We start from the raw sequence: 19,676 nt of genomic DNA on the forward strand, positions 1-19,676 counted from the left end.
TGGTGCCATGTCGGCGCTCTTCAACATCCTGCTCGTCCTGCACTTCCTCGGCCTCGCGGCGGTCATCGGTGCGTTCCTCGTGCAGGTCCGACGCAAGGGCGGGTTCCAGACCTTCTGGCCGATCACCGGCCTCGTCGTCCAGCTCGTCACCGGGCTCGGCATGATGGGGATCATCGACGCCACGAGAGACGGCGGCGCGAACCACGCCAAGCTCGGTGTGAAGCTCGTCATCGCGGCGGTCGCCCTCGTGCTGGCGTTCGTCGCCCGGGCGCGCCAGAAGCGCGCGGACGCCGGCACCGCGAAGGCCAAGGCCGCGCTGCCGTTCTTCCACTCGGCCGGAGCGCTCGCGATCGTCAACGTCCTGATCGCGGTCCTCTGGAAGTGACGCCCGTCGCTCAACGCCGCGCGGCGAAGAACGCGTCCAGCAGCGCCGCGCACTCCGCCTCGAGCACCCCGCCGACGACCTCGGACCGGTGCGGCAGCCGGCGGTCCCGCGCGACGTCGTAGACGCTCCCGCTCGCCCCCGCCTTCGGGTCCCACGCACCGAACACGATCCGCGGCACACGAGCCGCCATCGCCGCACCGGCGCACATCGGGCACGGCTCGAGCGTCACCACCAGGGTGAGGTCCGCCAGGTGCCAGTCGCCGATCGCCGCGGCAGCGGCCCGCAGCGCGAGGACCTCGGCGTGCGCGGTCGGGTCCTGCCGCGCCTCGCGTTCGTTCCGCCCGACGGCGACGACCCTGCCGTCCCGGTCGAGGACGACCGCACCGACGGGGACGTCCCCGGTTGCCAGGCACGCACGGGCCTCGTCGAGTGCGCGTTCCATCGCGGGCACGAACGGGCGGGCGGCGGGTGCTTCCACGGGTCCCTCCTGGGGGTCGACGGCACGGTAGGCTCGACCCTATGCGAGTCCACGTCGCCGACCACCCGCTCATCACCCACAAGCTCTCGGTGCTCCGCGACCGTACGACGCCCTCCCCGACGTTCCGCGCCCTCACCGAGGAACTCGTGACGCTCCTGGCGTACGAGGCGACCCGGAACGTGCGCGTCACCGCGACGCCGATCGACACCCCGGTGGCCCACACCATGGGCGTCTCGATCGCGAAGCCCCGCCCGCTCGTCGTCCCGATCCTCCGTGCCGGTCTCGGCATGCTCGAGGGCATGGTCAAGCTCGTCCCGACTGCCGAGGTCGGCTTCCTCGGCATGGCGCGCAACGAGGAGACCCTCGAACCGCAGACCTACGCCGAGCGGCTGCCAGACGACCTGACCGGTCGGCAGTGCTTCGTGCTCGACCCGATGCTCGCGACGGGCGGCACCCTCGCGGCCGCGATCGACTTCCTGTTCGACCGCGGTGCGCAGGAGGTCACGTGCGTGTGCATCCTCGGCGCTCCGGAGGGCCTCGCCGCCGTCGAGCAGGCCGTGGGCGACCGCAACGTCTCGATCGTGCTCGGCGCCCTCGACGAGAAGCTCGACGAGAACGGCTACATCGTGCCGGGCCTCGGCGACGCCGGCGACCGTCTCTACGGCCTGGCCGAGTAGGACGACCACCGGTCGCGACGCGACCACCTTCTTCACTGGAGGCGCGGTGCCAGCTGGCACTGTCCCTCCAGGCACGGCCGTCACCCCGCTGGCGCGGTGCGCCGGTACCGGCTGGTGGGGCCCGCCTCCTTTCCTTCGTCCTGTCCTGTTCACCGCACCGTCCGCGCGGACGGTTGACACGACGTTGGTATCCCACCGATACTCGTCCCATGACTGCAACCGTGTCCACCCGCGTCCTCTCCGAGGCACAGGGGACCGCCGGCATGATGATGCCGGCCATGGCCGTCATGCGTTGTCGAATGTGTGCCTGATCGGCACCCGTTCCAGCCGGATCCCCCGCGACACCACCCCCGTCGCGCGAGCGTGATCCCCGGGTGACGACCACGTCGACGACGCGCACCACGTCACGAGGTCTGTCTCCCGTACCCCCGGGTCGGCCCCGGTCCGCAGCAGGACCGCAGGGCACCACGGCACTCGCCGTACCCGGACCGACGCATTCGACACGGCCGCGGCACCAACTCGTGCCCGCAGCCACATCGCCCGGAGAACCGCCATGTCGCTCACCATTGCTCAGCCCCGCACCACCCTCCGCACCGCAGCCCCCGCGCCGACCGACCTCGGCACCGTGACCCCGATCCGTCCGCGCCGCGAGCCGGTCGCCCCGCCCGTCGCGGCCGGTGTGCCGACCAGCCCGGTGGTCGCCCCGCAGCGCAACCGCGCACTGCCCGAGGGCACCGAGGCACGCGGATTCGCGCTGTACGTCGGCATCGACGAGGCGAAGGCCGCCGCCGCCGGTACGACGCTCGCCGCCGTGGTCGAGCAGCTCAAGGCCCTCACCGCACAGCTCGTCCCGTCGTCGGAGACGTACGCGGCGGTGGCCGTCGCGGCCGAGGGGTCCGGTGGCCGCGACGTCGACGTCGTCCGGCTCGCCCTGCAGGACCGCTCCGCCGTGGCCGCACGCAAGCAGGCCGAGAAGCCCGAGCCCGAGGAGACCGGGGTCGTCATCGACATCTCCCGGAAGCGCGTCACCCTCGACGGCGAGGCCGCTCCCCTGACGTACAAGGAGTTCGAGCTCCTGCAGTTCCTCGTCCTGCGCGAGGGCCAGACCGTCGACCGCTCGGCGATCATCGACGGCCTGTGGTCCGACGGCGAGGACGAGACCCCGAACGAGCGCACGATCGACGTGCACGTCCGCCGTCTCCGGTCGAAGCTCGGCGCCTTCGAGGAGATCGTCCGCACCGTGCGCGGTGTCGGCTACCGCTTCGACCGCCACGCTGACGTCGCCGTCCGCTACGCCTCGACGCCGTCGCCCGACCTCTTCTGATCCTGATCGGTCGTTCTTGGTGAACTCGCAGCGAACGACCGCCGCGACCGGTAGCGCGCCGTTACCCGTTCGTTATACAGTCGATGGTGCAGACGGTGTTTGCTGTGGCACCGCCTGCGGAATGTGATTGCAGGAAACTCTTGGTGCAAGGGAGAGGGCCGGTCGTCCCCGTGACGGCCGGCCCTCGCTGCGTCCCGGGGGACATGGCTGCACGCCAGCGGCATCGCGTGTCGCAGGCCGTCGGTAGTGTGGGATGACCGTACGACCGGAGGGAGCGCGATCGTGGACGAGACACGTCGGAGCGAGAAGGCGACCGCCGTGGCGGCCTGGGAAGCGCTGTTCCGCGCCCAGGTCACCGTGATGCGGGCACTCAACGCGGAGTTCCCCGGCGGCGAGATCTCCTTCAACGAGTACGACGTCTGCTTCAACCTGTCGACCCAGCCCGGTCGCCGGTGCCGGATGCGCGAACTCACCGGGCACCTCCTCCTCACGCAGCCGAGCGTCAGCCGACTCGTCGACCGACTCACCGCGCGGGGCATCGTCGAGAAGCAGCCGGATCCCACCGATGCCCGCGGCGTCATCGTGGCCCTCACGGCGCACGGGTTCGACGTCTACCGGTCGGTGGCGGTCCAGCACGCGCAGACGATCGTCGACCAGGTCGGCGCCGGCCTGAGCGACGCCGAACTCCGCACGCTCACCGAGCTCTGCACGAAGCTGCGCATCGGAGCGGCTTCCTCGGCACCCCGTCGCGGCGCACGCGCGACGGCCACCCCGGACCCGGCCGCGGTGTGACCGGCGCACTCGTCTGGCTCCGCGACGACCTCCGGCTCGCGGACAACCCGGCCCTCCGAGCGGCGATCGACCACGGCGACGACGTCACGGTCGTCTACGTGCTCGACGAGCAGTCCCCCGGCATCCGTCCGGTCGGGGCTGCCGCACGGTGGTGGCTGCACCACTCTCTCGCCGCGCTGGACGGCGAACTCCGCGAGCGCGGGTCCCGACTGGTCCTCCGACGCGGGCCGGCCGCCGAGGCCATCGACGCCCTCGTGTCCGACACCGGCGCCGACGCGGTGTTCTGGAACCGCCGCTACGGTCGCGCCGAGCGGGACCTCGACGCCGGCATCAAGTCGTCGCTGACGGACGGCGGGACCGAGGCGCACAGCTTCGCCGCGAGCCTGCTCTGGGAGCCGTGGACCGTCCTGACCGGACAGGGCGAGCCGTACAAGGTCTTCACACCGTTCTGGCGAGCAGCCCAGGCGATGCCCGAGCCCCGCCATCCGCTGCCCAAACCGCGCGACCTCCCCGCGGCGGCCCGGGTCGCGAGCGACGACCTCGACGCCTGGGAGCTGCTGCCGACCCACCCCGACTGGGCCGGCGGCCTCCGGGACGCCTGGGAACCCGGCGAGCAGGGCGCGCACCGCCGGCTCGAGCACTTCGTGCACCACGCCCTCGAGGACTACGACCAGCGCGACGAACCCGCGATGGCCGCCACCAGCGACCTCTCCCCGCACCTGCGGTGGGGTGAGGTCAGCCCCTACCAGGTCTGGCACCGCCTGCACGGACAGCTCGAGCCCGAGCAGCGCAAGAACGCCTCGGCGTTCCTCCGGCAGCTGGCCTGGCGCGAGTTCAACTGGAACGAGTACTTCCACTGCGAGGACATCACCACGGTGAACGTCCGGCGCGAGTTCGACGCCTTCCCCTGGCGGGACGTCCCCGACGCCGAGATCGACCGCTGGCGCACGGGGACGACCGGGTTCGACCTCGTCGATGCGGGCATGCGGGAGCTCTGGCACTCGGGTGCGATGCACAACCGGGTCCGGCTCGCGACGGCCAGCTTCCTCGTGAAGAACATGCTCGTCGACTGGCGCATCGGGGAACAGTGGTTCTGGGACACCCTCGTCGATGCCGACTCCGCCAACAACGCGGCGAACTGGCAGTGGGTCGCTGGCTCCGGGTTCGACGCGGCGCCCTACTTCCGGGTGTTCAACCCCGACCGGCAGCTCGAGCGGTTCGACCCGCACCGCGAGTACGTGCACCGCTGGGTCCCCGCGGACCAGGACCGTCCCGAGCCCATGCTGGACCTCAAGGAGACCCGGCAGCGGGCACTCGACGCGTACGACCGGATGCGTCGGTCGTGAGCGGCTTCGATCCGCAGGTCGTCTCGGACGTCGACGCGCTGTTCCGCGAGCGCGTCGAACGGGGCGTCGCACCGAGCAGCGTCTGGGGCGTGTTCGACCGCACCGGGCTCGTCGCGTCCGGCGGGCACGGGGACCGCGGCGACGGAGCGGTCCCGGACGCCGACACCGTGTACCGGATCGCGTCGTGCACGAAGAGCGTGACGGCAGCGACGCTCCTCGCCCTCGTGGCGGACGGCCTCGTCTCCCTCGACGCCCCGGTGTCGGACTTCGTGCCGGCCTTCGCCGCCGTCGCCCTCCCCACCCCGGACTCCCCCGTCCCGACACTGCGCATGCTCCTGACGATGGCGGCAGGCTTCCCCACCGACGACCCGTGGGCGGACCGGCAGGAGTCGATCTCCGACGCCGAACTCGACGCGCTCCTGCACGGTGGACTGCTCTTCGACTCGGTCCCGGGAACGCGGTTCGCCTACTCGAACACCGGCTACGCCCTGCTCGGCCGGGTGATCTCCGTCGTCGCCGGTGCGCCGTACCCGCAGGTGGCCGCCGACAGGGTGCTCCGCCCGCTCGGCCTCGACGGCACCGTCTTCAGCGCCGCCGAGTCGCGCGGCTTCGTGGTGACCGGCGTCCGCCCGCACGCCGGCGACTGGGAGCCCCTGCCGCTGACCGGACCCGGTGCCTTCTCGTCGATCGGCGGGCTGTTCTCCACCGTCGCCGACCTCGCCCGGTGGGGCACGCACCTGGCATCGGCGTTCACCGACGCTCCCGAGCCGGGTCCCGTCACACCGGCCGACCGACGACTCATGCAGCAGGCGATGCGCGTCGTCCCGGCGTCGGTCGTGCCGTCGTCGACCCGTCCCACGGCGTACGGCTTCGGCCTCTTCGTCGAGCAGGACCCCCGGTTCGGTGAACTCGTGTCCCACTCCGGCGGCTACCCGGGGTTCTCCGCACACATGCGGTGGTCCGTGCGGGACGGTCTCGGGGTCGTCGCGTTCGAGAACGCCACCCAGGCGAAGGTCTCCGCGGCAGCGGACCGCGCGCTCGACATCGTCCTCGACGGGGCGGGCGGACGCGCGCCTGCGGACGCACGTCCGGGCACTGGACGCACCACGGCCGCGACGCGGGCGGCGCAGGGAGCCGTCACGCGCCTCCTGGCCGACTGGAGCGACGACCTGGCGGACGCGATCTGCACCCCCAACGTCGCCATGGACGTCCCGTACGAGCGTCGGTGTCGCGCGATCGCCGAAGCGGTCGCCGCCGTGGGCGCGGACGTGTCGGCGGCTCCCGTGGAGGAGTCCTCGACGGCCCCGTCGCACCTGCGCTGGTGGCTCCCGGGGACCGCCGGGCGACTCCGGGTCGAGATCCGACTCGCGCCCCTCGCCGCCGGGCTCGTCCAGACCCTGACCGTGACGGCCGAGCCCAGCGAACGCTGACCCGTCGCGTCAGACCGGCGGGCGACCGCCCACGAACCCGAGCGCCCGAGCGGCGACCCGTGTGCCCTCGCGTGCGGCCGCGCCGACACGGACCGGATCGGTCGCCCATGCACGGAGGAACCCGGCCGCGAAGGCATCACCGGCCCCGAGCGTGTCGACGACCGTCGCTGGAGTGACCGGGACACGCTGCGGGCTGCGCCCCGGGCGACCGAGGAGCACGCCCTCCTGGCCCATCGTGACGACCACGAGTGGCACCCTGGCGGTCAGGATCGGGATCGCCGCCACCACCGAGGAGGCGCCGGTCAGCACGAGGGCCTCCTGCTCGCTCGGGAACAGCACGTCGACGCCGTCGAGCGCCTCGAGGAACGCGGGCGCGCCGATCCGGTCCACGACGGCGGCGGACGAGGGGTCGAGTGCCACCCGGGCCGGCCCGGTGTGCGCCCGCTCGACCAGTGAAGCGATGCGGGCTGCACCGCCCCCGCCGAGCATGGCCGAGCCGGTGAGGTGCACGATGTCCGCCCGTCCGATCAGCTCGGGCGGCAGGTCGTCCTCGGAGAGCACGCCACTCGCCGCCGGGTCGGACATCGCCGTCCTGCGGTCCCCGTTGCGGACGGACACGACGGCTCCGGTGGCCGACCGGGCGTCGTACCGGATGTGGGCACGGACGCCGGCGTCGGCGAGTGCCCGCTCGTGCCGGTAGACGTCGTCGACACCGACCCGGGCGACGAGGTCGACCTCGGCACCGAGCCACCCCAGCCAGGTCGCCGTGTTCCCGGCGGCGCCCGTCGGCCGGTGCCGGATGACGGCGACGGGATCGTGGTCGCCCAACACCGAGGCGGTCGTCTGCACCAGGACGCCGTCGAGCACGTCCCCGACGACGAGGAAGCGCTTCCCCGCCCCGCGACGCCGGCCCGCGACCGCCCGTCCGGCCCGGGGCACGTCGGGACGTGACGGGGCCTCGGGGCGCTCTGACGGCATGGACATCCCGCCCATCCTACGCGGAAACGAGCAGACCTCGATTTCTGGCTCTCTCGAAGCCTCGGGCCCGTTCGGATCACTCCTGGAGTTCTCGACCACGAACCGGTAATATACTCACTGCTCGTATGTGAACGTTCGCGTACGGACCACGACCCGCTGGAGACGCCATGCCCCGGAAGCCCGACCCCACCCTGAAACCCGCGATCATCGCGAAGGTGGCCCAGCACCTCCAGGACACCAAGCTCGAGGACGTCTCCGTCCGCAGCCTCGGCCGCGTGCTCGGCACGAGTGCGTACCCGATCGTCTACCACTTCGGCACGCGCGAAGCCCTCATCGACGCCGTGGTGGAGCACCTCGCCGAAGCCGTCTCGACCACCACCCTCGAGTCGACGGCGGACGACCTCGCCCTGGCCGAGTACCTCATCGCCGTCTTCGGCGGCCTCGACGACCCCGAGCGATCCCTCTCCGCACGACTCACCTTCGAACTCGGCGCGGTCGAGTCCATCGACGGCCGCGACCGCGAGCGCTCCTTCCACCGCGACCAGGTCACCGCGATCGCCGCGTGGTGCCGCGCACACGGCTACGGCACCGTGGACGCCGACCGGGCAGCGCAGGGCGCGGTCCTCGCGGCTCGGGGCGCGCAGTGGGGCACGATCATCGACCGCGAACGCACCGACACCGACGCCGCGCTGCGCGCGATCGCGCACAAGCTCGTGTCCGGTGCGCAGTTCGCGGCGGCCTGAACGCCCTGGTCCCGACGCGAGACGAACGGGAGGCACGGTGCCAGCTGGCACCGTGCCTCCCGTTCGTCAGTCGGTCACCCCTACGGCGTGACCCGCTGCGTGTGCGTCAGAGCGTGACGAAGCGCTGCGACTTCGCGTTCGCGAAGCGAGCGGCGACGTTCTCCCAGTCGACGATGTTCCACACGGCCTTGACGTAGTCCGCCTTGACGTTGAGGTAGTCGAGGTAGAAGGCGTGCTCCCACATGTCGAGCATGAAGATCGGCACGAGACCGAACGGCACGTTGGCCTGCTGGTCGAACAGCTGGAACGTGGTGAGCTTCTGGCCGACGGTGTCCCAGGCGAGGACGGACCAGCCGGAGCCCTGGATGCCCGTGGCGACGGCCGTGAACTGGGCCTGGAACTTCTCGAACGAACCGAAGAACTCGTCGATCGCCGCGGCGAGCTCGCCCTCCGGGACCTTCGTGTCCGGGCCGAGGTTGGTCCAGAAGATCGAGTGGTTGACGTGGCCACCGAGGTTGAACGCGAGGTCCTTCTCGAGCTTGTTGACGTTCGCCAGGTTGCCGGACTCGCGAGCCTCGGCCAGCTGCTCGAGCGCGGTGTTCGCACCCGTCACGTAGGTCTGGTGGTGCTTGTCGTGGTGCAGCTGCATGATCTTGCCGCTGATGTGCGGCTCGAGTGCGGCGTAGTCGTACGGCAGCTCCGGCAGGGTGTACTCAGCCATGTGAGTTCCTTTCGATCAGTGGTTGGCGGACGGTGCTCCGCGGCTCACGAGAGCCGGGAACGATCGGTGAGGGAGTGGAATTCCCGGTTGTGGTAGACCAGCGGCTCGCCGCGCTCGAGGCCGACGACGATGTCGAGGACCTCTGCCACGACGACCGTGGACGACCCGATCGGTGTGGTCGACAGCGGCCGGCAGCGCAGGGCACTCGCGGCACTCGGCAGGTAGCGGTCCCCGGAGGGCAGCGTGCCCCAGATCGGGTCGTCGGCCGCAGGGCTGCCGGTCGCGGCGAAGCGCTTGGCGAGGTCGACGCCGAGGGAGTCGACCAGGTGCACGACGAAGATCGGTGCACCGAGGACGACGCCGGCGGAGCCGGAGTTGGTGGACAGCGAGAAGACGAGCACGGGCGGGTCGATCGCGACGCTGGCGACGCTCGACGCGGTGAGGCCGGTCGGACCGTCGGGGCCGTCGGCCGTGATGACGGCGACGCCGGCGGGGTGCCCGCGGAAGGCGGACTTGTACGCGTCAGCGATGGTCACCGGTGCTTCGTCGGGCATGGGAGTCGTGGTCGTTCCTTCGGATGGGGAGGGCCGCGGCTCCGCGGCCACGTCCCAACGTATGACCTCAACCGTGGTTGAGGTCAACGATTCCCAGGTTCGACCGATCCCGGGCGCGCCGTGTGACCTCGTGTGACGTCCGCTGGGTGCGTGCTGGGCGCACGGTGCGAGGTGGGGGCGGGCGCTTGCGGGTGCGGGTCGCACGGTACGAGGCGCGGCGCGCACGGTGCGAGGTGCCGCGCAGTGTGCGAGGGTCCGAGGCCCGCACCGTGTGCGGAACCTCGCACGCTGCGGATGTGCGCGTCGCAGGCTCGCACGGTGCGACCCCGGGGCGCTGCGGGTCGCACGGTGGGAGGCGCGGCGCGGACGGTGCGAGGTCCCCCGCAGGGTGCGAGGGTCCGAGGCCCGCACCGTGCGCGGAACCTCGCACGCTGCGGATCGGCGCGTCGCAGGCTCGCACGGTGCGACGCCGCGCGACCCCGCGCGACCCCGCGCGCTACCGGCGCTTGAGCATCACGACGGCACCGGCCGCCGCGACGACCATGAGGAGCGCAGCGACCCCCGCCGTGATCGTCACGCCGGAGTCGAACGCCGCCCGCGCCGACTCGAGCAGCGCCTGCCCGGCCGACCCGCCGAGCGAGGTCGCGGCCGACACGGCGCCGCCGAGGGTCTCCTGGGCCGCCGTGTGCGCCGACGAGCTCAGGCCACCGGGCACCACGACGTGCGCCCGGTACGCGGTCGCCAGGATCGTGCCGAGGACCGCCGTGCCGAGGACCGCACCGATCTCGTACGCGGTCTCGGACATCGCGGACGCCGCACCGGCCTTGTCCGCCGGTGCCGTCGAGATGATGAGGTCGTTCGTCACGGTCTCGGACGCGCCGATCCCGATGCCGAGCAGCACGAACGCGACCGCCAGCGCCACGATCGAGGCGTCGTGGCCGAGCACGGCGACCATCGCGTACGCGGCGGCCGAGAAGAGCAGGGCGACGGCGACGACCCAGCGCGGTGCGACCCGGGCGACGATCGGCACGACGACGAGTCCGGCGACGATCGTCAGCACCGACCCCGGCACGAGCACGATGCCGGACGTGAACGGGTCGAGCCCGGCGACGAGCTGCAGGTGCTGCGCGATGAAGAACAGGAACCCGGTGAGCGAGAACATCGCCGCCATGTTCATCAGGACGCTGCCGGTGAACGCAGTGCTGCGGAACAGTCGGAGGTCGAGCATCGGGGTCCGCGAGCGGAGCTGCCGGCGCACGAACGCGATCCCGCAGAGCACACCGACGGCGAGCATCGCGATCGCGAACCCGCGCTCCTCCGGGTGCACGACGGACTTGATCGCCCAGGCGGTCGGTGCCAGGGCGCCGAGGGAGAGGAACATGCTCGGGACGTCGACGGGGCCCGGGTTCGGGTCGCGGGACTCCGGCACGCAGAACGGCACGGCGACGAGCATGACGACGAGGATCGGCACCGCGACGAGGAACACCGCACCCCAGTGGAAGTGCGCGAGCAGGGTGCCACCGACGAGCGGGCCGAGGGCGTTGCCCGCCGCGAACATCGTCGACCAGACGGCGAGCGCCATCCGCCGCTCCCCCGCGTCGACGAAAACGTTGCGGATGATCGACAGCGTCGCGGGCATGAGCATGGCGCCGAAGACGCCCATCACGATCCGGGCCGCGACGAGCATCCAGGCGTCGGTCGCGAAGGCCGCAGCGACCGAGAACACCGCGAAGCCCGTCGCGCCGATCACCAGGATCCGCCGGCGCCCGATGCGGTCGCCGATGCTGCCCATCACCACGAGGAGCCCGGCGAGGACGAGCGGGTACGCGTCGACGATCCAGAGCTGCGTGGTGGCGTCCGGGTTCAGCGCGCGCGAGATCGACGGCAGCGCGAAGCTCAGGACCGTGTTGTCGACCGAGATGAGCAGGACGGGCAGCATGAGCACGGCGAGCGTGGCGAACCGTCGGGTGCGGCTGCCGGTGACCGGGGTGGGGACGGGGCTGGTGAGCAGGGCGGACACGGTGACTCCAGGGACTTCGAGCCGGACCAGGTCGACGGCGGAACAGACGAGACGGGACGCGGGGTGGGCACGCGTCCCGTCAGGACTCCGTTAGTGTACCGTCTGGACGGTGATGGTTGCAAATGCAACCAAGAGCGGACTGGAGGCACGGTGCCAGCCCGCACCGTGCCTCCAGTCCGATGCCCGGTCCCGCCCAGGGCGGGCCGCAGTCGTCAGGCCGACTCGCGCAGGAGCAGGCGGTGGCGCACGGTGCGCTGCACCGCGTCGCCGTGGCGCGGGAGCTCCCCGGCGAGCATGCCGAGGGCCAGCCCGAGCGCCTCGCGCGCGACGGCGTCGAGGTCCACCGCGAGGGTCGTGAGCGTCGGCGACACCAGCCCCCCGAGGGGCAGCCCGTCGACGCCGACGACCCGGATGTCCCCTGGCACGTCGACCCCGCCGCGTCGGCAGGCCTGCAGCACGCCGAGTGCCATGACGTCGTTGAACGCGAGGACGGCGTCCTCGCGGCGTCGGTGTCGGAGGATCCGCGTCGTCTCCTCCGCGCCGCACTCGGCCGTGCCGTGCGGGGCGTGCACCAGCTCCGGCAGGTACCCGCGTCGCCGCAGGGCGTCCACCATCAGCACGCCGCGCACGCTGGTGTGCTCGGGCGAGGAGTTGTCGAGGACGACGGGGTGCCGGACACCGGTCGCCACGAGGTGGTCGGCGAGTTCCTCGATCGCGTCGGCCGGGTCGATCCAGACGGCAGCCGTGGGCGGGTCGGTGGACGGGTCGAGCTCCACCATCGGCACCGTGCCGAGCAGGTCGTTCCACCGCTCACGGCGCGAGCCGAGGTAGCCGATGACGACGTCCGTCTGCGACCCGAGGGCCTGCACCATCCGGTCCGCGTCGCTCGCGAGGTCGACGTCGGCGAGCATGACGTTCCACCCCTGCTCCGCGGCCAGCCGGAACACGGCGGAGGCGAGTTGCGGCGTGTACGGGTTCCGGAGGTCGTTGACGACCAGGCCGAGCTGGTGGTCGCCCCCGGTGACGAGCCCGCGCCCGAACCGGGACGGCCGGTAGTCGAGCCGCTCGGCGGCGGCGAGGACCCGCTGCTTCGTCGCCGCGCTGATCCCGGACATGCCGTTCATGGCACGCGTGACGGTCTGCCGGGACACCCCGGCGGCCGCTGCGACGTCGATGATCGTCGCCCGGCCGCCGGGGGCGGGGACCGGGTCGGTCAGTCGCGGAGGTCCAGCCATGCCACCTGTTCGGGAGTGAGGTCGACGGAGAGCCCCGTCATCGAGGACCGGGCTTCCGCGATCGTACGCGGTCCGAAGAGCGGGAACGTCGGGAAGGGCTGGTTCAGCACGTAGGCCAGGGCGATCGCCGTCGCCGGGACGCCGAACTGCTCGCCGAGCTCCCGCGCCCGACGCAGGCGTTCGAAGTTGTCGTCGGAGTAGTAGCAGCGCACGAGTTCGGCGTCGCTCGTGTCCTCCGGCTTCGCGCGGCCCGTGAAGAACCCGCGCGCCTGGGACGACCACGGCAGGAGCGGGACCTGACGCTCCTCGAGCCACTGCTTCGACGCGGCGTCGGTCGCGTGCCGACACCCCGCCCACGGCACGTCGTACGCCTCGGCCAGGCCGAAGTGGTTGCTGAGCACCTCGAACTCGTGCTTGCCGTTCGCGCGGGCGTACTCGTTGGCCTCGTCGAAGCGGGCGGTGCTCCAGTTCGAGCCGCCGTACACGCGGATGCGTCCCGCGCGGCGGTGCTCGTCGAGCACGTCGACGAACTCCCCCACCGGGATGTCCTCGTTGTCGCGGTGCATCATGTAGATGTCTGCGTAGTCGGTGCCCTGGCGTTCGAGGCTCTCGAGCAGCTGGCGGGTGAGCGACTCCGGGTCGCAGAACGGCGTGTGCGCACCCTTCGTGATGACGACCACGTCCTCGCGCACGCCACGGTTCTGGATCCACTTGCCCAGGCGCCCCTCGAGCACGCCACCGCCGTAGATGTACCCGGTGTCGAAGACGTTGCCGCCCTGCTCGGCGAACAGGTCGAAGACGGCGCTGGCGTGCGCCAGGTCGGGCTGGTTGTCGACGCCCATGACCAGGCGGGACATCCGCTTGCCGACTCCGGGGACCTCGCCGTAGCGCATCGGGTTGCCGTCCTGCACCCGCAGGGGTTCCCCGCTCACGGTGGGGATGTCGGCCGTCTCCGCCTCGAAGGGAAAGCGCAGGCCGATCGCGGCACGCCACTTGTCGAGCGTGCGGGCGGCGGCGAGCGATTCGTCGAGGGTGAACTCGGGGGCGTCGACCCGGCCGTCGGCGAGCGCGGCGGTGGTCGCGTCGGCCTCGCGGGCGTAGGGGTGCTCGCCCGCGAACGAGAGCGTGCGAGGGTCCTCGTCGACGGTGCGGACCTCGATCGTCGGGTCGTCGCCGAGGGTCCACGGGTCGGTGAGCGTGATCTTCCCGGTCGTGCCGTGCACGACCACGGCGTTGTCGTCCTGCACGCGGACGCCGGTGCGGAGGTTCGCCGTGATGCCGTTCCGGTACGTGAGCTCGGCCACGGTCCACTCGTCGACGCCGGTCGGGCCGAGCGTCCCCGTCGCCGTGAGCTCGGTCGGCTCGGCCACCTGCTCGCCGCTGGCGGCCTGCACGATCGCCGCGGCCATCGTCACCGGGTACCCGCCGACGTCGAGGATGCCGCCGCCGGCGGTGTCGACGTCGAACAGCCGCCCGGTCCGGCCGCCGGCGCGGAACGCGAACGAGGCGTCGATGTGGGTGACCTGGCCGATCGCACCCTGGCGCACGAGGTCCAGCAGGACCGCGGTCTGCGGGTGGAAGCGGTACATGTACGCCTCGACGAGCGGCAGGCCGGCCTGGCGGGCCGCGTCGGCGAGCGCCATCGAGGTGCCGTGGTTCGGCGACAGGGGCTTCTCGCACAGCACGGCCTTGCCGGCGGCGAGCGCGGCGAGCACGAGGGCCGCGTGACCGGTGTGCACCGTGGAGACGTACACGGCGTGCACCCGGGGATCGGCGAGGACCTCGTCGTAGGTCAGGGCGGCGACGTCGGCGAAGCCGTGCTCGGCTGCTTCGTCCGCGAACGCCTGCGCACGCTCGAGCGACGAGCTGCCGGCGGCCACGAGGGTCGCCCCGGCAGTGCTCGACGACAGCTGCGAGAGGAAGCGGCGGGCGATGCTGCCCGGCCCGAGGACGGCCCAGTTCTGGGTGCTGGTGGCGGTGGTCGCGGTCTGCGCTGACATGCGGATCCCTATCGTGTCGTGAACCTTCACGGTCGCATCGACCGTAACGCCCCGTTCCCGCCGTCGCAATGATGTTGGTGCTTGACACGGCGTGTCGGTCGGGGCAGGCTCTGCACCACTTCGTGAGCGTTCACGGTCGAACGCTCCGGGCATCCCCATCTCAATGACGAGAGCAGGTACTCCGTGACAGCAGCACCATCGACCAGTCTCAGCCGGCGGGGGTTCCTCGCCGGTGCGGGCGCCCTCGGCGCCCTCGCCACCACGGCGCTCCTCGCCGGGTGCTCCACCGGCACCGCGATCTCGAAGGACCCCGACGAACTGGTCCTCTGGTACTGGAACCGGTCCCTCGACCCGAAGTTCCTCAAGCAGGCCGCCGGGGGCATCAGCGGGCACGAACCGAAGCGTCTCCGGCCCGACCTGATCGGCGGCGCGTCGTACGACACGAAGTTCCGGACCGCTCTCGCCGGCAACGCGTTCATCCCCGACGTGCTCATGGTGAACTCGAACTGCTGGCTGTACTTCCCCGACGAGGACCTCTTCACCGACTTCGACGACCACGGCGGCGCGGCGAAGAAGGGCGAGTACTACGACTGGAAGCTCGCGCTCGGTCGCACCCCGAGCGGCCGGCAGTGCTTCTGGCCGGTGGACACCGGTCCGACGGGGTTCTTCTACCGGCAGGACGTCCTGGCGAAGGCCGGGCTGCCGACCGACCCCGACGAGGTCTCCGACGCCATCGCGACCTGGGACGGGTTCCGCGCCTTCGGCTCGAAGATCCGGAAGGGGGCCGGCGCGGCGACCGTCATCACCGCGACGCAGCTCTTCAACCAGTACATCGCGGCGAGCAAGACCCGCTACTTCGACCGCGACGACCGGCCGGTGTTCGAGCAGGACGACAGCTCGGTGCGCCAGGCGTGGGAGAACGCCGTCGCCTGCATCCGGTCCGGACTCACCGGCAACCTGCAGTCCGGCACCGACCAGAACGCCGGCTGGGTGTCCGGTCGGGTCGCCGGACAGATCGAGGGCGCCTGGTGGACCCAGGTCATCCACGACACCGCTCCTGACGCCGCCGGGAAGTGGCGGATCGCCCGACAGCCGGAGCGGCCGGGCAACAGCGGCGGCTCGTTCCTCGCCGTCCCGAAGACGTCGAAGGACCCGGCGGCGGCCACGGCCTTCGCACAGTGGATCACGTCACCCGAGGTGCAGTCGCACACGTACAACGACGTGCAGCTGTTCCCCTCGACACCGGCGTCGTTCTCCAACGGGCTCATGAAGAACCCCGGGAACTACTTCGGCGACCAGGACCCGCTCGGGTTCTTCAACGCCTCGGCCATGGACGTCCCCGTGACGTACATCTCGAACTCGGAGCGCTTCATCGGCGCGTTCGCGACCGAGATCACGAACGTCGAGTCCGGCAAGGACCAGGAGCGCGCCTGGCAGGACGCCGTCGACCAGACCAACCGGGTCCTCGAGAAGCGCGGGGTGCGGGCATGAGCACGAAACAGGCACCCCCGACGACGAGCATCCCCGCGGTCGTCGGCACCCCGACGGCTTCCATCACGACCGCCGCGACCGGCGGGCGGTCCGGTCTCCGGCGCTTCTGGCCGCAGTACGTCGCGATCGCGCCGTTCTACATCCTGTTCCTGGTCTTCGGGCTGTTCCCGATCGTCTTCTCGATCGTGCTGTCGTTCACCGACTGGGACGGCGTCGGCTCCCCCGCGTTCGTCGGGCTGGCGCAGTACCAGTACCTGCTCGGCGACCCGCGGTTCTGGAACGCCGTCGCCAACACGTTCCTGATCTGGATCTTGTCCACGGTCCCGATGCTGTTCCTGGCGCTCGTGCTCGCGTTCCTGCTGCACGGCGACATCCGCGGCAAGGGCCTGTACCGGGTGGCGTTCTTCATCCCGAACGTCACGAGCATGGTCGCGATGGCGATCGTCTTCGGGTCGGTGTTCTCCGACGGCTTCGGCCTGGTGAACGCCGCGATGAAGGCACTCGGGGCCGATCCCGTCGGGTGGCTGTCGTCGTACTGGGGCATCAAGGTCACGATCTCGGTGATGGTGATCTGGCGCTGGACCGGGTACAACGCGATCATCTACCTCGCGGGCCTGCAGTCGATCTCCACCGAGCTCTACGACGCGGCGAAGGTCGACGGGGCGAACACGTGGCAGATCTTCTCGCGGATCACGGTGCCGCTCCTCCGGCCGGTGATCCTGTTCACCGTCATCACGTCGACGATCGGCGGCCTGGGGCTCTTCACGGAGCCGCAGATCCTGTTCAACGGCCAGGCGGTCGGTGGCCCGGACGAGGCCGGCATGACGATCGTGCTCTACCAGTACGAACAGGCGTTCAACCAGTTCGACTTCGGCTACGGCTCGGCGATCGCCTGGGTGCTGTTCATCTTCTCGGTGGTCTTCGCGATCATCAACTGGCGACTGCTCAGTGAACGCGACGGCCTCAAGACCCCGCGGCGCCTGCGGACCCCGCGCGCCGTCCGCACCGCTCCGAAGGGGGTCGACGCATGACCGCGACACCGACCACGACGACGACCAACACCGCGGCAGTGCTCGGCCGACCGGGAGCCGCTGGTCAGGACCGGGGGCACGCGTTCCGCCGCGGCTGGGTGGGGACAGCCGTCACGCACCTCTGCCTGATCGTCGGCGTCGTGCTGTCGATCTTCCCCTTCTACTGGCTGCTCGTGATGTCGACGTCGACGAACGCGGAGATCTTCGGCTACCCGCCGTCGCTCTGGTTCGGCGGCAACGCCCTGGCGAACGTCGCCTCGGTGTTCAGCAACGTCGACATGCTCCGCGCCCTGCTCAACACGGTCGTCGTGGCGGGTGGCACGGCGGTCCTCGTCATGCTGTTCGACTCGCTCGCCGCGTTCGCCTTCGCGAAGTACGAGTTCCCGTTCAAGCGCTCGCTGTTCACGGTGATGCTCGCCACCTTCCTCGTGCCCGGCAGCCTGTCGCTGGTGCCGAGCTTCGTGCTGATGGCCCACCTCGGGTGGATCGGCGGCCTGCAGGCGTTGATCATCCCGGGTGCCGCGAACGCGTTCGGGATCTTCCTGCTCCGGCAGTTCGCCACCGGGTCGATCCCGAACGAGGTGATCGACTCGGCCCGGGTCGACGGCGCCGGCTTCTTCCGGACGTGGTGGTCGATCGCGGTCCCGATGCTCCGGGGCGGCCTGGCGTTCCTCGGGATCTTCACGTTCATCACGGCGTGGAACGACTACGTCTGGCCGCTCATCGTGCTCATCGACCCGAAGGGCCAGACCCTGCAGGTGGCACTCGCCGGGCTGAGTTCGGTGAACGCGACCGACCTCGGGGCGGTGATGGCCGGCGCAGTCATCAGCGTCTTCCCGTTGATCGGGGTGTTCATCATCGGTTCGCGGCACTTCATCGCGAACATCGCCGCCGGTGCGCTGAAGGGATGAGGCCGTGGGCGGCAGCGCGTGTCCCGCGCTGCCGCCCGCGAATCCCTAGACTCACCCCATGGCAAGTGCTCGCGACCGTGTCCTCGACAGCTTCGTCGCCATCGTGTGCGAAGAAGGGGAACGCCCGGCGACCCTCGACGCCGTGGCCGCCCGCGCCGGTGTCTCCAAGGGCGGGCTGCTCTACCACTTCGGCTCGAAGGCGGCACTCGTCGAGGGCCTGTGCGAGCGCCTGTCCGACCTGTCCGCGATCGACGTCGAGCGGATGCGGGACGCCGAGGACGGTGCCGCGCGCTACTTCGTCCGCAACTGCCAGTTCGTCGGCAGCGAGCTCGACCTCGCACTCCTCGCCGCCAGTCGACTGCAGCAGGCCGGGTACGAAGAGGCCGGCCGCACCCTCGACGACACCGAGAACGCCTGGCTCGCGACACTCGTCGACTCGCTCGGCGACGCGCCGACCGCCCAGGCGATCAAGCTCATGGGCGACGGGCTGTACCACGCCGCGTCACTCGGTGCTGCGAGCGCGGGCCGACCCGACCGGGCGAGCGTCGACATGGAGCCGCTCCTCGCCGTCGTCGACCGCTTGATCGCCACCCGACCCGGCGCGTGAACGACGATCCCCGCTCCTGGGGATAGACTGGGTGCGATCCACCCGCCCGACATCCGGAGGTACCACTGTGGGCCGCGTCATCGCCGCTGTTTTCTCGATCCTGCTGCTGCTGGTGTCGATGTACCTGTTCGGTTTCGCGTTCCAGGTGAGCTCGGGTCAGGCGTTCATCTTCATGGGCGGTCTCGTGCTCATGTGCCTCTCGTTCTTCCTGCCGATCCACGTGTTCGGCAAGCGGTAGCCAGCACCGCACCCGAACGGCCCCGCACCTCTCGAGGTGCGGGGCCGTCGTCGTTCGGGCGGAGCGGGTCGCCGGCCGGCGCGCGCGGGCGCGGGCGGGCGGGCGCGGGCGCCGCACAACCAAAGTGGCCCGGAACCGCGCGTTCACGCGGCGCGGGGTGACTTTGGTTGTGCGAGAGCACGGGGCACCAGCGAGCGCGCGGCGCACCGGCCTACGCGAGCACGCGCAACCGGCGCAGCGTCACCGCCGTCGACACCGCGGCGTGCACGGCCTCGGCACCCTTGTCCTCCTTCGACCCGGGCAACCCGGCACGGTCGATGCCCTGCTGCTCGTCGTCGAGCGTGAGGACGCCGAACCCGACGGGCTTGCCGGTGTCGATCGCCACGCGGGTGAGCCCGCTCGTGGCCGCGTCCGACACGTACTCGAAGTGCGGGGTGCCGCCACGGATGATCACGCCGAGGGCGACCGCTGCGTCGAACCCGGACTCCAGCGCGGCCTTCGCGACGACCGGGAGCTCGAAGCTGCCCGGGACGGGGATGACCTCGGCCGTGGCGCCGAGTCGTTCGACCTCGCGCTGCGCCCCGGCGAGGAGCCCGCCCGCGATCTGCTCGTGCCACTGCCCGGCGACGATCGCCACCCGGATCCCGGTGCCGTCGACCTGGTCGCGGTCCGCCGCGCCTGCTCCGCTCATCGTGCTGTTCCCTCCGTGGACAGG

At 71.3% G+C, this 19,676-nt stretch carries 20 protein-coding genes; 12 read left to right on the forward strand and 8 right to left on the reverse strand.

Translation table 11 applies throughout. The annotated features are described in order from the left end of the window. Positions 1-7: 7 nt before the first annotated feature. Entirely contained in the window at positions 8-385 is a 378-nt protein-coding gene (locus tag CRP27_RS06380) for a hypothetical protein (RefSeq protein ID WP_097179883.1), read from the forward strand. A 10-nt stretch (positions 386-395) separates the two neighbouring features. On the opposite strand, the gene CRP27_RS06385 is transcribed toward CRP27_RS06380, so the two are convergent. Further along, a complete protein-coding gene (locus CRP27_RS06385; protein ID WP_097180319.1) occupies positions 396-827 on the reverse strand; it encodes a nucleoside deaminase in 432 nt (143 codons plus the stop codon). A gap of 77 nt (positions 828-904) precedes the next feature. Between CRP27_RS06385 and upp the strand changes: the two genes are divergently transcribed. The 5 genes from upp to CRP27_RS06410 all read left to right on the forward strand — a co-directional run bounded on the left by upp (position 905) and on the right by CRP27_RS06410 (position 6,432). Then, positions 905-1,540: a uracil phosphoribosyltransferase gene (upp, locus tag CRP27_RS06390; RefSeq protein WP_079236621.1), complete on the forward strand. Its 636-nt coding sequence runs from the start codon at positions 905-907 to the stop codon at positions 1,538-1,540. 553 nt (positions 1,541-2,093) lie between these two features. Further along, on the forward strand, positions 2,094-2,864 hold the full coding sequence (locus CRP27_RS06395) for a winged helix-turn-helix domain-containing protein (protein WP_097179884.1): 771 nt from the start codon (positions 2,094-2,096) through the stop codon (positions 2,862-2,864). Positions 2,865-3,146: 282 nt separating this feature from the next. Then, positions 3,147-3,656 (forward strand): MarR family winged helix-turn-helix transcriptional regulator, encoded by a 510-nt coding sequence (locus tag CRP27_RS06400; RefSeq protein ID WP_097179885.1) that lies wholly within the window; start codon positions 3,147-3,149, stop codon positions 3,654-3,656. After that, positions 3,653-5,002: a deoxyribodipyrimidine photo-lyase gene (locus CRP27_RS06405; protein ID WP_097179886.1), complete on the forward strand. Its 1,350-nt coding sequence runs from the start codon at positions 3,653-3,655 to the stop codon at positions 5,000-5,002. The genes CRP27_RS06400 and CRP27_RS06405 overlap by 4 nt, the downstream gene beginning before the upstream one ends. Further along, complete coding sequence (locus CRP27_RS06410; RefSeq protein WP_176505488.1) at positions 4,999-6,432, forward strand: serine hydrolase; 1,434 nt, start codon at positions 4,999-5,001, stop codon at positions 6,430-6,432. Before CRP27_RS06405 ends, CRP27_RS06410 begins: the two co-directional genes overlap by 4 nt. 9 nt (positions 6,433-6,441) lie before the next feature. Here the strand turns inward: CRP27_RS06410 and CRP27_RS06415 are convergent, their stop codons facing one another. Then, positions 6,442-7,416 (reverse strand): carbohydrate kinase family protein, encoded by a 975-nt coding sequence (locus tag CRP27_RS06415; protein WP_176505489.1) that lies wholly within the window; start codon positions 7,414-7,416, stop codon positions 6,442-6,444. A 161-nt stretch (positions 7,417-7,577) separates the two neighbouring features. Between CRP27_RS06415 and CRP27_RS06420 the strand changes: the two genes are divergently transcribed. Beyond that, positions 7,578-8,153, forward strand: coding sequence for a TetR/AcrR family transcriptional regulator (locus tag CRP27_RS06420; protein ID WP_097179889.1), 576 nt, complete (start codon positions 7,578-7,580; stop codon positions 8,151-8,153). 106 nt (positions 8,154-8,259) lie between these two features. Here CRP27_RS06420 and CRP27_RS06425 read toward each other — a convergent pair whose 3' ends face one another. From CRP27_RS06425 to CRP27_RS06445, 5 genes are all read right to left on the reverse strand, one after another. Next, complete coding sequence (locus tag CRP27_RS06425; RefSeq protein WP_079236628.1) at positions 8,260-8,874, reverse strand: superoxide dismutase; 615 nt, start codon at positions 8,872-8,874, stop codon at positions 8,260-8,262. A 44-nt stretch (positions 8,875-8,918) separates the two neighbouring features. Then, complete coding sequence (locus CRP27_RS06430) at positions 8,919-9,410, reverse strand: flavin reductase family protein (protein ID WP_369680008.1); 492 nt, start codon at positions 9,408-9,410, stop codon at positions 8,919-8,921. A gap of 514 nt (positions 9,411-9,924) precedes the next feature. Further along, positions 9,925-11,448, reverse strand: coding sequence for an MFS transporter (locus CRP27_RS06435; protein WP_097179891.1), 1,524 nt, complete (start codon positions 11,446-11,448; stop codon positions 9,925-9,927). Positions 11,449-11,660: 212 nt separating this feature from the next. Then, positions 11,661-12,683, reverse strand: coding sequence for a LacI family DNA-binding transcriptional regulator (locus CRP27_RS06440; RefSeq protein ID WP_097179892.1), 1,023 nt, complete (start codon positions 12,681-12,683; stop codon positions 11,661-11,663). Further along, the gene (locus tag CRP27_RS06445) at positions 12,662-14,683 is read right to left on the reverse strand and encodes an aldo/keto reductase (protein WP_097179893.1); all 2,022 of its coding nucleotides are present in this window, start codon (positions 14,681-14,683) and stop codon (positions 12,662-12,664) included. Before CRP27_RS06445 ends, CRP27_RS06440 begins: the two co-directional genes overlap by 22 nt. Before the next feature lie 183 nt (positions 14,684-14,866). On the opposite strand from CRP27_RS06445, the gene CRP27_RS06450 reads away from it, so the two are divergent. The 5 genes from CRP27_RS06450 to CRP27_RS18170 all read left to right on the forward strand — a co-directional run bounded on the left by CRP27_RS06450 (position 14,867) and on the right by CRP27_RS18170 (position 18,961). Further along, complete coding sequence (locus tag CRP27_RS06450) at positions 14,867-16,174, forward strand: extracellular solute-binding protein (RefSeq protein WP_097179894.1); 1,308 nt, start codon at positions 14,867-14,869, stop codon at positions 16,172-16,174. Further along, positions 16,171-17,205: a carbohydrate ABC transporter permease gene (locus tag CRP27_RS06455; protein WP_097179895.1), complete on the forward strand. Its 1,035-nt coding sequence runs from the start codon at positions 16,171-16,173 to the stop codon at positions 17,203-17,205. Before CRP27_RS06450 ends, CRP27_RS06455 begins: the two co-directional genes overlap by 4 nt. After that, entirely contained in the window at positions 17,202-18,116 is a 915-nt protein-coding gene (locus CRP27_RS06460) for a carbohydrate ABC transporter permease (RefSeq protein WP_097179896.1), read from the forward strand. The genes CRP27_RS06455 and CRP27_RS06460 overlap by 4 nt, the downstream gene beginning before the upstream one ends. 58 nt (positions 18,117-18,174) lie before the next feature. Beyond that, positions 18,175-18,723: a TetR/AcrR family transcriptional regulator gene (locus CRP27_RS06465; protein WP_079236636.1), complete on the forward strand. Its 549-nt coding sequence runs from the start codon at positions 18,175-18,177 to the stop codon at positions 18,721-18,723. Between the two features lie 67 nt (positions 18,724-18,790). Then, positions 18,791-18,961, forward strand: a complete 171-nt coding sequence (locus CRP27_RS18170) for a hypothetical protein (protein WP_156794867.1) — start codon at positions 18,791-18,793, stop codon at positions 18,959-18,961. Positions 18,962-19,172: 211 nt separating this feature from the next. On the opposite strand, the gene ribH is transcribed toward CRP27_RS18170, so the two are convergent. After that, positions 19,173-19,652 carry a 6,7-dimethyl-8-ribityllumazine synthase gene (gene ribH, locus CRP27_RS06470; protein ID WP_097179897.1) on the reverse strand — a complete coding sequence of 160 codons (480 nt, stop codon included), beginning with the start codon at positions 19,650-19,652 and terminating at the stop codon, positions 19,173-19,175. Positions 19,653-19,676: the final 24 nt, after the last annotated feature.

This window comes from Curtobacterium sp. 314Chir4.1 (assembly GCF_900215175.1).
Lineage (GTDB): Bacteria > Actinomycetota > Actinomycetes > Actinomycetales > Microbacteriaceae > Curtobacterium > Curtobacterium pusillum_A.